The following is a 12,257-nucleotide window of genomic DNA, read 5'->3' on the forward strand; positions in this document are numbered from 1 at the left end:
ATAATTAGGAAAGCAAGTAGACAGGTTGACTCATCTTATGTTCAACCTGACGGTTTTAAATGCGAATTAAATATATGTATAGTGTACTAAAATCTTTAATTATTATTACTTAATCAATTGATAATTGAATTTAAGTTTATATTTTAAATTAATGATTATTCTTGTGGTATTAAAAAAGAAACAACAGTTCATTCTTTATAAAGAATGAACTGTTGTTTCTAATATATCGAAGAGGAGTGTTAAAATGGGCTATAAGAAATCTAGGTATAATATCATTAATGATATAGAAAATGGAGATTCGTTAATATTTAATTCCTTTACAGGGGCATTTGGTATTTTAAAACACAATGTTAAGCGTGTGTATGAAAGAATTGAAAATATAGATGTTGATAATTTGGATAATGATGTAAAAAAACATATCAGCGTAATGATTGAAAATGGCTTTATTATTGATGATGATATTGATGAGTTAGGAATAATTAAACTTAAAGAAAATATTCTTAGATATAGTGATAAATTTACAAAGTATTTAACTATTGTTCCAACAATGGATTGTAATATGATATGTCAATATTGCTTTGAGTCAAAGGGAAAAAATATAAAAATGACAAAAGAAACAATGGATTTGGTTGTAGAATTTACTAGGAAATTTATTGATGGAGCACAAAGGCTTGATGTTACATGGTTTGGAGGCGAACCATTATTAGAAAAGGAGATAATCCAGGAACTTTCATTTAGGTTAATTGACTTATGTAAAGCAGCTAATATACCGTATAAAGCATCAGTTGTTACAAATGGGGTATTGCTTGATTATGAAACAGCACTTGTGCTATCGGAAAAATGTTTAGTAAAAGATGTACAAATTACTATAGACGGTACAAAAGAAGTTCATGATAAAAGACGGAAATTAAAAAGTGGAGAGAGTAGTTTTGATATTATAACGAGCAATATTGATTCGATAAAGGATTTATTCAACATATCAATACGAGTTAATGTAGATAAGACTAACTATGAAAACATGCAAACTTTAATAGAATATTTTGTAAGAGAAAAGAAATGGATTAATCAAGATCAAAATAATATGTTAATTTATTTTGATCTTGTTACTGCTGATAAAAATTTACCAAATACTCATTATAGATCTAAATGTTTTAATTGGATAGAATTTGCTAATATTATTACTGAATTTAATCAAAAAATATGTGAGTTAGGGCATGCAAAATATATAGAATCATTTTATCCTATACCAAAAGAAGCTATATGTATGGCTATATCTAAAAATCATTATATTATTCATCCATCTGGCGATTTATATAAATGTTGGGAAGTGCTTGGTGACGAAAAGTATAAAGTTGGAAGTCTTGCTGAAGGTGTTAAATATAATAAAGTTCATACACAATTTTTAACTTATACAACACCTGATAAGTGTTATGAGTGTGATAAATTGCCTATATGTCATGGTGGGTGTGTACTCAAAAGAATGTTAAATACCTATAAAGATAACTGTGATTATCGTGGGTTAACCTATAAAAACATACTAGAAATAGTATATGAAAATTACAAAAAACAGAAAGATGCTATTTAAAATAAAAAAGTATACAGAAGCTTTTAGTTTATTTTTAAATTATGATTTATTAATTTTCAAGAAAGAGATGTGTGTTGAGTGGGTTTTTAAAGATAAACTATGGATAAAATTAACAATGCTGATTTGTATGGGGCAAGGAATATATGTATATTAAGCAATTATTAAGCAATGGAAAAGCACAGCAAAATTATAAAAAGGAGGGAAAAAACGTTGGCTTACGAAAAAACTGTGCAATCCTATTAAAGCAGAAAGTGACTTCGAGTTTGTAGATTAATAAAATCTGCATAATAGGAGTATTTGGATAAGGTCTATAAAATTATAAAAACTTATAGGTATGTGTTGTTTTCTATAAGGTTTTAGTAGATATAAGCCAACGGAAGAGATGGTTGTACTTAAGTATCTATATCCTTATATAAAAAAATATAAAGTGAGAGTTGTATTTTTTGTACTTTTTAGTCTTTTAGCGTGGGGAGCTAATTTAGGAATACCATATATAATTTCTAAATTTTTAGATTCGGTTATATATTTTAATAGTAAACAATCAATTTACAACTTTACTAAAATTTTTATATTGATTTGTGCTATAGAAGTGGTATCAAAATATTATAAAGCTATTTTAAAGGAATATTTGGAGATTAAAATAGCATATGATATAAATTTTTCAATAACAGAGCATATTAAACGATTACCTATTACATTTTTTAAAAATATAGATTCTGTATATTTAACAGAGAGAGTCAAAAATGATTGTTTTGGTATAGTAGTTTTTATGGGTACCTATTTATTAGATTTAATTATTAAAATATTGACTTTAATTGTTGTAATATATTTTATTATGAGTTTTAATATTAGTGTTGCTATAAGGATGTTATGGTTAATTCCATTATTTATCGTAATATATAGATTATTTAAAAAACCAATTCTATCATCTTATTCTGAATATATAGAAGATAGCAATAAATTTACAGATTTAATGGCCTATCAGATACAAAATATTAAATTTATAAAAATCAATTCCTGGTTTGAAGAAATGAAGAATGATATATTGAAAAGATTTGATTCGTTGTTTTATAGGACGTTGAAGTTTAAAAAAGTCAATGAATTAAGTATAAGTATTGAAAGTTTGGTTAATCATATAGGCATATTGATACTTCTTTATTATGGCGGTATGGAAATTTTGAGAGGGAAATTAACTATAGGTGAATTTATTATGATAAACACCTATTTTGGTTTATTACTTGAAAGTTCGAGTTATATATTAAGGTTTGCAGCTCAATACCAAACTGCTTTGGTTTCTTATGGTAGGTTACAAGAAATACTAAATAATGAAATTGAACATAATGGAGATAGGGTGATTGATTCTATTGAAGTAGTAACTTTTGAAAATGTGTCTTTTGGATACAACAATAACAGGAAGATATTAGATAATTTTAATTTTACTTTTTGTAAGGGTAATATTTACTGTTTGTTTGGGGAAAATGGTTCTGGAAAAAGTACTTTTGTAAATCTGTTAACAGGAATAATTAACAATTATGAAGGCAGTATTAAATACAATGGTATTGATATTAAGAATTTAGATATGTACAAGATTAGAAAGAAACTTGTAGGAGTAACGGAGCAAGAACCGAGGTTATTGAAAAAATCTATAGTGGACAATATAATATATGGATTACCCTATAGGGATGATGTAAAAATAAAAGAGTGGTGCAAAAGAATCAATATTTATGACTTTATTGAGAGTTTGCCTTCTGGTTTTGAAACAATTATAGAAGAAGAATCAAATAACTTGTCTGGTGGTGAAAAACAAAAAATTTCGATTGTAAGAACTTTAGTAAAAGATAGCGATATGCTAATATTTGACGAACCAACTTCTGCATTAGATAGAGAAAGTATTGATAAATTAAAAAATGTGATATTGGATATTAAAGATGAAAAGATTATTTTTATTATATCTCATGATAGAGAATTTGCTAGTATAAGTGATAAAATAATACACTTTTCAAATGAATTGAATTGCAATAAATTTGTTGGTTCGATGTATTAAGTTTTCATAATCGAGTAGGGGATAGATGAATTAATTCATCTATCCCCTACTCGATTAGTAATTCGACTTTTGAAATTGCCTATCTAAAATAATCAACTATGAGGATGAAAAGAGTAATTATTATAATCTTATGTTTAATATTATTACTTTCGACAAATGGATGTACTTCCATAAAAAATAGTATAAATGTTGAAAGTTCGGGAAGTAAGGAAATTACAATATTAATAGGTAGTAACTCCTATAAATACTTAAAATCAGACTTTTCAGTCTTTAATACGTATAAACAAAAGTTTGAGAGAGAAAAAGGAATAAAAGTAAAATTTGATGTGATAGATATAAGGAATAAGAATTATAAAAACAAGGTAGTATCTAAATTATATCTAGAAAATGGACCTACTTTGATATATATATCACCATTTGATTCATATAAATCTTTAATTGAAAAAGGAATAGCTCTAAAAATTGACGATAAATTGAAAAACTATGACAAGATATATGATAGTATTAAGGATACAGATGGCAGCTTCATACCGATAGTTATGTGTCATTATCCTATAGTATTAAATAGAGAAGTCTTTAAAAAGTTAGAAATAGAAGAACCAGGTTTGGACTGGACTAGAGAAGACTATTTTAGAATAAGAGAAAAATGGTTAGCTCAAGAACCTCAAAATTTTACACCATATTTATTTATTGAACTTATAGGGAATGTGATGGAAGAATTACATGTATATGATTCAAAAAACAATAAAGTTAATATTAATAACTCTAAAGTTATAGAATATATAAAGAATTTAAGATATGAAGTATATTCTGGTAAATATATTCTAAAAGACAATTATACATTTGAAAATTATTACAAAATGTTTTATGTAGCAGAATCAAATGAATATAAGGAAGTAAGGGAAACGTCTTTATATAATGATACGGATAATATAAGAAGATGGTACTACTATAAAAATGCATTGAAATCTCTTGGGAATGATATTGATATGGTCATTAATGATTATATTATCCTACCGCAGGTTGTTGATGAAAATAACAAACTTATATTATGGGGATTTGTTGTTAATAAAAAAGGAAAGAATGTTGATTTGGGATTGGAATTTTTAAATGGTTTGTTATGTGATGAGGTACAGTTAGAAATCTTTAGAGACAAAGGCAGTCTTTTCTATCCTGTAAATAAAGATATAGAAGAAAAATTGAGGAAATAGAAAAAGCTAACTATGTAAATGAAAAAGCAGTTGCATTAAGGAAGTATATACTAACAAGAATAAAGAATGGTGCTTATAAGTCATCAAATGAATATGGTAAGATGTATAAAATTATAAAGGAAGAATTAATAAAAGAAATGACAAAGTTTATATTTGCAGATGAACCTTATTCAGATGAAAAGCTAAGTAGAGAATTACAGGGATTAGAAGATAAATTAAATATGTGGTTGAATGAGTGATTATAAGGTGATGTGTAATAAATGTTAAAAAATAGTAATAATCACTTTGGGAGGAAGGATTATTTTTACAATAATAGAATTATATAATAAATTGAGAATAAGTTATCAAATTTAAAAATTAAGGTAGTTTTAATACATTTGAAAAATTCAAAATATTCAAACTTGAACGAAAGTAGAACTTGAGGTGGGGTATGTTAAAAAAACTAAGAAAATCTAAAGGTTTTTTATTTATATTACCGAGTTTAATAGGTTTTTCAATATTATACGTTATTCCTTTTATTGGGGGGTTAAAATATTCCGTAAGCAGAAGTGGTTTTGATGATACTTTTGTTGCATTTAAGAACTATAACGATGTGTTTAAGAGCAATGCATTTAATTTAGCACTAAAGAATACAGCATTATTTATGGGTATCGCTATACCACTCATTATTATTATTTCTTTTATATTAGCTTTAATAATTTATGAAATAAAAGCACCAAATTTTATAAAACTATTTATTATACTTCCTATGGCGATACCTTCAGGTACAGTAGCTGGTTTCTTCAGAAAAGTATTCGGATTTGGAGGATTTAATCTGATAGATACAGAGTATGCAATGATAGTAGTAATATTAATATTTATCTGGAGAAATACGGGTTATAACCTAATAATATATCTAGCTGGACTGTCTCAACTAAGAAAAGAAATAATAGAAGCTTCTATGATTGATGGAGCAAACTATTTTCAAAGGTTATGGCATATTATCATTCCACTTATTACACCTACGACAGTATTTGTTGGAATAGTAACTATAATCAATTCATTTAAAGTATTTAAAGATATATTTATACTACAAGGAAGCTATCCAAACCCTAAAATATATATGTTACAGCATTATATGAACAACAAATTTAGAGACCTTCAGTATGAGAAACTAACATCTGCAGCTTATGTATTTGCAATAGTAATATTTGCTTTTGCTTTCTTATTATTCCTTCTTGATAAAAAGCATGCAAAAAGAGTAGGTGAAAGCTAAATGAAAAGAATACTGCTTGTACTAATTTTTTTAATATCTCTTTTATACATATTTCCAATAATATATACATTTACGAACTCTTTTATGACAGAAAATCAGATTAATACTGAAAATGTACATATTATTCCTGATGAATTTAATTTGCAACAGTATTATTCTATTGTAACTAATAAAGCAGAATATTTTAAATTCTTTATGAACTCTGTCAAGTTAACGGTAATTATAATAGCTGGTCAAATAGTAATAGGAATTTTTGCAGCATTTGCTTTTGCTAAGATGGAGTTTCCTGGAAGAGATTTAATATTTGTAATATATATTTTAGCAGTATTACTTCCATTTCAAGTTACTTTAGTACCTAATTATCTTGTATTAGACAAAATACATAGAGTGTTGAATATAAAAATACTCGATACACATATGGCAATTATTTTACCAGGTATTTTTTCATCATTTGGAGTTTTTCTATTAAGACAGTTTGTAAGAGGCATACCTAATGATGTAATTGAAGCGGCAAGGATTGATGGAGCAGGGTATGGAAGAATTTTATTCAAAGTAGTTTTACCTTTGATAAAACCTGCAGTTTTTTCACTGGTTGTTCTTACTTTTATAGATAATTGGAACCTAATTGAACAGGCTATTATTTTTATAGATACTCCTTCTAAGCTGCCGTTATCAGTGTTTTTAGAGAATATTTACTATGATGATTATAAAGTTTTTTATGCTGGTGCTGTGCTTTACATTGTTCCTGCTTTATTAATATTTATTAAAGGTGAAGAGTATCTGAAAGAGGGTTTGACAATAGGGGGAATGAAGTAATGGAAAATAGAGTGATTAAAGCGACAAAAAATATAGTAGTAAGTTTTTTCGCTCTTGTATTTATAATGGGCTTTTTTTCAAAATCAATAGTTAATTTATTCTTACCAAAAGTTCAAGCTGTAACTGCTATGAAGGGTTCATTTGAAAGAAGTGTTGAACTTGAAGGTACTATAGAACCAAGAGAAATATATAAAGTAAGGCTTGGTAGTAGTGTAATCATAGATGAATATTTTGTTAAAATAGGACAAGAAGTAAAAGTGGGTGATCCTATTTTTAAAATAAATAATGAATATGGTTTCAAGAGAGAAGATGATCAAATAGAAGACCTTAAGCTTTTACTAGAAAAGGAAGAGCTTAGATTAGAAAGATTAAAAAGTGATTCGTTCATTATAGATGAGAAGAATATTAAAATATTAGAAGATAAAATACAATCTCAAAAAAATGAGATTTTAAAGTTAGAAAAGCTATATGAATCAGGTGCGGTAAATTATTCAACATTAGAACGAAGTAAAGAGAGCCTTAAAGAATTAGAAAATAATCTAGAAATTAAAAAGTTGTTACTTGAAGAAAAGAAAAAGGAGAATTTATTAGAAATTAAAGAAGTAGAAAATAATATAAAACAGCTCAAAAACAAAATATCTGAAATTGAGAAGAAAAAGAAATTTTATGCTAAGGTTGGAGATGACGGAATTTACTATTCAGATGTTGATGGTGTTATTTTAAGCATAAATCAAGCGAACAGGATACTAGGTAAAGATACTACAATTGTTGAAATTGGTAAAGTGAACGGGTATGATTCAGTAAAACTTGTAGCTTATGTACCTGATAAGTATTATTATTTTGTTAAAAATGCAGTAAGAATTAATATAGAAACACAAAATAAAAAGTTTGTTCCCGAAAGTGCGAAGATTGTAAATGTAAGTGAAGTAGCAGAGAACAAATTGATAGAAATTGAAGCTGTATTTGAAGATGAAGCCCAAGGAGTTCCTGTGTTAGGGCAAAAACTGCAAGGAAAAATTTCAAAAAAATACAAGAAAGAAAATACTATTCCAAAGGCTGCTGTTGTTCCGTATGATGGATATGGTGCAGGTAAAGAAGGATATGTTTATGTAATAGAAGAGAAAAAAGGTATTTTAGGTACTGAATATATTGCACGAAAAGTAGATGTAACAATGTTGGTGGTTGGAGATAATCAAGTTTGTGTAAGAGGTCTTGAAACATTTGAAAAGCCTAGGGTAATTACAAATTTGTCATATAAGATTAAGGATGGAGTGAAAGTACATCTATGGGAATAAGAAAAGTTATTCTATTAGCTTTGATAGTAGTGTTATCTTTCAGTTCATATATGTATTTGAAAGAAAAGTATAACCCTATGGCTGTAGAATTAAGGTTTAGAGGAGATTTGGAAAAAGAAGAGTTTCAAAAGATTAAAAAAGGACTATATCTGAATGTTTATTCAGTAAACTATTCAATGAGATATAAACAACATACTCTTGTAATGACAACTGGGATGGATACTCAGTTAATTGACATACCGATTATTCATGGCGAGTTTATAACAGATTCAGAAAGAAAAGTTGCAGTGATAGGGGATAAAGTAGCAGATTTTTATTTTAAAGTAGAAGATGCTATTGGAAAGAGAATAAAAATATTTGAAAATGAATATGAAGTAATAGGTATTGTTAAAAATAGTGATGTTATTTATATACCATTTAATAAAAAATTTTTTAAATTAGACTGGGATAAAAAGATATTCAGATATGTATCTTATGATAAAAATGTGTCCTATTTTAAAATCGATAAAGTAGTTAGTCAGCTTTCAGCTTTAGGACTAGATGTATATGATATTGTTGTTTATAAAGAAAAGATATATGGATATATAAATGTAATAATTTTTGCTATTCTATATGTATTATTTGATTTTGCTATGAAACTATACAGACGTATAAAAAGGGAAAGTATTACTTTGCTTCAAGGGTATATGGAAAAAAGAAGAATCAAAGAATGGTATGAATATATTTTAGAAGAGAAGAAAGGCATATTAAAGATTTTAGCGCATTCTACTACATTTGCTTTTATGGTTATAGGAATATTTAAGATGATACCGTATTTAACTATTTCTCCTTCAAGTATTCCTGACAATATATTTTCTTTATACAGTATTTTGAGAGTTCTTAAATACAAATATAGTAATCTTATATTACATCTTAATAACGGTTATAGTGAAATAATGATAGATGTAATAATAATCAATACAATTTTTTTATTAATAATTGCAGGAATAGCATTAAATATAGCGTTAAAAAAGGTAAAGCAAGGAAAATCTTTCTAATCTGTTTTGGAAGTTGAATTTCAGGGTATATACGAAACATATTAATAACTGTTATGTTATAATTTAACAAAGGGAGGTGAAAAATTGAAGTTAAGAAAGATAGTAGCTTTTTTTATTTTATTAGTTTTAGTATTAGGTTCAATTTCAGCATATTCAGATAAAGGAAATGATGTATATGTAATACCAGTAAAGGGGGAGATAAATAAGGCTACTTACCAGTTCGTAAAGACACAGGTTGAAGAAGTTTCTAAATACCGACCTGCTGCCATAATATTTGAAATAGATACATATGGTGGCTTTATAGATAAGGCTATAGATATTAAGGATGTGATTGTAAATATTGATATACCGACTATTTCATTTGTAAATACTAAAGCGGAGTCCGCTGGAGTTCTTATTACTATAGCTGGAGAGAAAATAGTTATGGCAGAAGGTTCTACTATAGGTTCTGCTGAAACAATACCGAATACAGAAAAAATTATGTCAATGTGGGTAAGTACTCTAAAAACTGTTGCAGAACAAAGGGGAAAAGATAAAGAACTGGTAGCTGCTATGGCTGATAAGGATATTGAAATAAAAGGAATAGTAAAAAAAGGAGAGTTATTAAATCTAAACTATAAAGAAGCTAAGCAATTGGGATTTGCTGATTATATATCTAATGATTATGATGATATGTTGAATTATTTTAATATTGATTACAATAAAGTTATAAAGATAGATACTGATTTAAGAACAAATATAGCCAAATATCTAACTAATCCATATGTAGGTATACTACTTATTTCACTTGGATTTTTAGGTTTTGTTATTGAGATGTTTACACCAGGTTTTGGTGTAGGTGGAACGTTGAGTTTAATTTCATTTTCATTATACTTTGGAGGGAATATTATAGCAGGCAACTCTGGATGGGGTGTAGTTATAATATTTTTAGCTGGTATAGCTTTGTTGCTAATAGAAGCTGCTATACCTGGTTTTGGTGTACCAGGAATAGGTGGGATAATTTGTATCATCATAAGTATAGTATTGACTTCTGGCTCTATAGAAAGTGCAGTAGTCTCATTAGGCATAGCTATCATATTGACAGTCTTGGTTACTGTACTTTTGGTGAGGTATGGTCAAAGAAGTCCTTATTTAGACAAGATAGTATTGAAAACGAAGCAGAATAATGAAAAAGGTTATGTAGGTGTTGAGTCTAAGACAGAATATGTAGGTAAGGAAGGAGTAGCCATATCTTTACTTAGACCAGCTGGAATTATAGATATAGAAGGAAATAGAATTGATGCTGTTTCTGAAGGTGCTTTTATAGAAAAGGGATCTAGAGTTAAAGTGATTAAGGTCGAAGGACCAAGAGTTGTTGTTAGGAAAATATAATTTTTAAGGAGGGCGTTTTAATGACAGGTTTTGCTTCAATAATTATTATTGCTGTTATAGTTATTTTCTTTTTAACGATATTTTTTAGTTTTGTACCTGTGGGTCTTTGGATTACAGCTTATTTTTCAGGAGTAAGAATAGGGATTTTTACACTTGTAGGTATGAGACTTAGGAGAGTTATACCTTCTAGAATTGTAAATCCAATGATTAAAGCTACAAAAGCTGGATTGGATTTGGGAGTTGATAAGCTTGAAGCTCACTACTTAGCAGGTGGGGATGTAAATAGTGTCGTTGATGCTTTAATTGCAGCACAAAGAGCAAATATTCCATTAGAATTCGAGAGAGCTGCAGCTATAGATTTAGCGGGTAGAAATGTTTTAGAAGCTGTACAGGTTAGTGTTAATCCTAAAGTAATTGAGACACCAAAGGTTTCAGCTGTTGCGAAAAATGGTATAGAAGTTATGGTTAAAGCTAGAGTTACAGTTAGAGCAAATATAGAGAGATTAGTCGGTGGTGCAGGTGAAGAAACTATTATAGCGAGAGTAGGAGAGGGTATAGTTACAACTGTAGGTAGTGCTGCTACTCATAAAGAAGTATTAGAAAACCCTGATAGAATATCTCAGACTGTTCTTGAAAAAGGACTTGATGCAGGTACTGCATTCGAAATATTATCTATAGATATAGCTGATGTAGATGTTGGTAGAAATATAGGTGCTAAACTTCAAACAGATCAAGCTGAAGCAGATAAGAGAATAGCTCAGGCTAAAGCAGAGGAAAGAAGAGCTATGGCTGTTGCAAGAGAGCAGGAAATGAAAGCTGAAGTACAATCTATGAGAGCTAAAGTAGTTGAAGCTGAAGCAGAGGTACCATTGGCATTGGCTAAAGCTTTAAGAGAAGGAAAGCTTGGCGTAATGGATTATTATAATATGAAAAATATTTTAGCAGATACAAGTATGAGAGATGCTATAGCAAAGATGAGCAAAACAGACGAAAAAGATAATCCTACAAATAAGTAACAATTTGAGGATGTGTTAATATGGAATTTTTTGCAGGTATTCTAAAAGTTGCATTTATAATGGTGATACCATTAATATTAAAGAGTATGTCTGATAAAGAAAAAATAAATAGGGAAAGAAAGAATAATAGAGGTTATTATGAAAATCAGATACCTAAACGAAATATACAGCATGACACACAGACTATACATGAAGAATATATTGAAATGAATGAAATAGAATATATTGATTTTGCTAATGAAGAATATTCTGAAGCAATCCAAAAAACTGAGACTTATGTTGAAGAAATTAAGAAAAAAGATAAAGAAAAGCTGGAGAAAAAAATAGATGATATCATTAAACAAAATGAAATAAATGATAAACCTGTATTTACAATAGATTTTAACTCAGATGATATAGTCAAAGGTATAATTATGTCTGAGATATTATCAAAACCAAAAAGTTTAAGATAAAAGTTGCGGGCAATTTGCCCGCAATTTTTTTCTTAAGGGTTTTTAAATAAAATTAAATTCTTGATAGTTATTAGTCTATTGACTATTAATTTTCGAAAAGCGAATAGCGAACGACGAATAGCCAGTTACAGTACCAAGTACCCAGTACCTAGTATCCAGTACCCAACACCTAAAT

General features: G+C 28.1%; 12 protein-coding genes. All 12 read left to right on the forward strand.

The features are described from left to right. Positions 1–244: 244 nt before the first annotated feature. The gene (locus tag BFN48_RS02680) at positions 245–1,585 is read left to right on the forward strand and encodes a radical SAM/SPASM domain-containing protein (RefSeq protein WP_069649318.1); all 1,341 of its coding nucleotides are present in this window, start codon (positions 245–247) and stop codon (positions 1,583–1,585) included. Beyond that, complete coding sequence (locus BFN48_RS12350) at positions 1,575–1,739, forward strand: hypothetical protein (protein ID WP_176718797.1); 165 nt, start codon at positions 1,575–1,577, stop codon at positions 1,737–1,739. The genes BFN48_RS02680 and BFN48_RS12350 overlap by 11 nt, the downstream gene beginning before the upstream one ends. 228 nt (positions 1,740–1,967) lie before the next feature. Then, on the forward strand, positions 1,968–3,629 hold the full coding sequence (locus tag BFN48_RS02690) for an ABC transporter ATP-binding protein (RefSeq protein ID WP_069649320.1): 1,662 nt from the start codon (positions 1,968–1,970) through the stop codon (positions 3,627–3,629). 104 nt (positions 3,630–3,733) lie between these two features. Then, entirely contained in the window at positions 3,734–4,840 is a 1,107-nt protein-coding gene (locus BFN48_RS02695; RefSeq protein ID WP_069649321.1) for an extracellular solute-binding protein, read from the forward strand. 101 nt (positions 4,841–4,941) lie between these two features. Beyond that, positions 4,942–5,079: a hypothetical protein gene (locus BFN48_RS12355; protein WP_176718798.1), complete on the forward strand. Its 138-nt coding sequence runs from the start codon at positions 4,942–4,944 to the stop codon at positions 5,077–5,079. A gap of 191 nt (positions 5,080–5,270) precedes the next feature. Continuing rightward, on the forward strand, positions 5,271–6,095 hold the full coding sequence (locus BFN48_RS02700) for a carbohydrate ABC transporter permease (protein WP_069649322.1): 825 nt from the start codon (positions 5,271–5,273) through the stop codon (positions 6,093–6,095). An 84-nt stretch (positions 6,096–6,179) separates the two neighbouring features. Beyond that, entirely contained in the window at positions 6,180–6,911 is a 732-nt protein-coding gene (locus tag BFN48_RS02705; RefSeq protein WP_176718799.1) for a carbohydrate ABC transporter permease, read from the forward strand. Further along, complete coding sequence (locus BFN48_RS02710) at positions 6,911–8,206, forward strand: efflux RND transporter periplasmic adaptor subunit (RefSeq protein WP_069649324.1); 1,296 nt, start codon at positions 6,911–6,913, stop codon at positions 8,204–8,206. The genes BFN48_RS02705 and BFN48_RS02710 overlap by 1 nt, the downstream gene beginning before the upstream one ends. Continuing rightward, a complete protein-coding gene (locus BFN48_RS02715; protein WP_069649325.1) occupies positions 8,197–9,243 on the forward strand; it encodes an ABC transporter permease in 1,047 nt (348 codons plus the stop codon). The genes BFN48_RS02710 and BFN48_RS02715 overlap by 10 nt, the downstream gene beginning before the upstream one ends. Positions 9,244–9,327: 84 nt before the next feature. Then, positions 9,328–10,614, forward strand: a complete 1,287-nt coding sequence (locus tag BFN48_RS02720) for an NfeD family protein (protein ID WP_069649326.1) — start codon at positions 9,328–9,330, stop codon at positions 10,612–10,614. Positions 10,615–10,634: 20 nt separating this feature from the next. Next, positions 10,635–11,630 (forward strand): flotillin-like protein FloA, encoded by a 996-nt coding sequence (gene floA / locus BFN48_RS02725; protein WP_069649327.1) that lies wholly within the window; start codon positions 10,635–10,637, stop codon positions 11,628–11,630. Positions 11,631–11,650: 20 nt separating this feature from the next. After that, positions 11,651–12,082, forward strand: coding sequence for a hypothetical protein (locus BFN48_RS02730; RefSeq protein ID WP_069649328.1), 432 nt, complete (start codon positions 11,651–11,653; stop codon positions 12,080–12,082). The last annotated feature ends 175 nt before the right edge of the window (positions 12,083–12,257 follow it).

It is taken from the genome of Caloranaerobacter ferrireducens (assembly GCF_001730685.1).
Lineage (GTDB): Bacteria > Bacillota > Clostridia > Tissierellales > Thermohalobacteraceae > Caloranaerobacter > Caloranaerobacter ferrireducens.

Bases quoted from the DNA above. Each gene is read 5' to 3' on its own strand.
- BFN48_RS12350 (WP_176718797.1), top strand. From the start codon at position 1,575: ATGCTATTTAAAATAAAAAAGTATACAGAAGCTTTTAGTTTATTTTTA.
- BFN48_RS02700 (WP_069649322.1), top strand. From the start codon at position 5,271: ATGTTAAAAAAACTAAGAAAATCTAAAGGTTTTTTATTTATATTACCG.
- BFN48_RS02730 (WP_069649328.1), top strand. From the start codon at position 11,651: ATGGAATTTTTTGCAGGTATTCTAAAAGTTGCATTTATAATGGTGATA.
- BFN48_RS12355 (WP_176718798.1), top strand. From the start codon at position 4,942: ATGTATAAAATTATAAAGGAAGAATTAATAAAAGAAATGACAAAGTTT.
- BFN48_RS02705 (WP_176718799.1), top strand. From the start codon at position 6,180: ATGACAGAAAATCAGATTAATACTGAAAATGTACATATTATTCCTGAT.
- floA (WP_069649327.1), top strand. From the start codon at position 10,635: ATGACAGGTTTTGCTTCAATAATTATTATTGCTGTTATAGTTATTTTC.
- BFN48_RS02680 (WP_069649318.1), top strand. From the start codon at position 245: ATGGGCTATAAGAAATCTAGGTATAATATCATTAATGATATAGAAAAT.
- BFN48_RS02710 (WP_069649324.1), top strand. From the start codon at position 6,911: ATGGAAAATAGAGTGATTAAAGCGACAAAAAATATAGTAGTAAGTTTT.
- BFN48_RS02715 (WP_069649325.1), top strand. From the start codon at position 8,197: ATGGGAATAAGAAAAGTTATTCTATTAGCTTTGATAGTAGTGTTATCT.
- BFN48_RS02695 (WP_069649321.1), top strand. From the start codon at position 3,734: ATGAAAAGAGTAATTATTATAATCTTATGTTTAATATTATTACTTTCG.
- BFN48_RS02690 (WP_069649320.1), top strand. From the start codon at position 1,968: ATGGTTGTACTTAAGTATCTATATCCTTATATAAAAAAATATAAAGTG.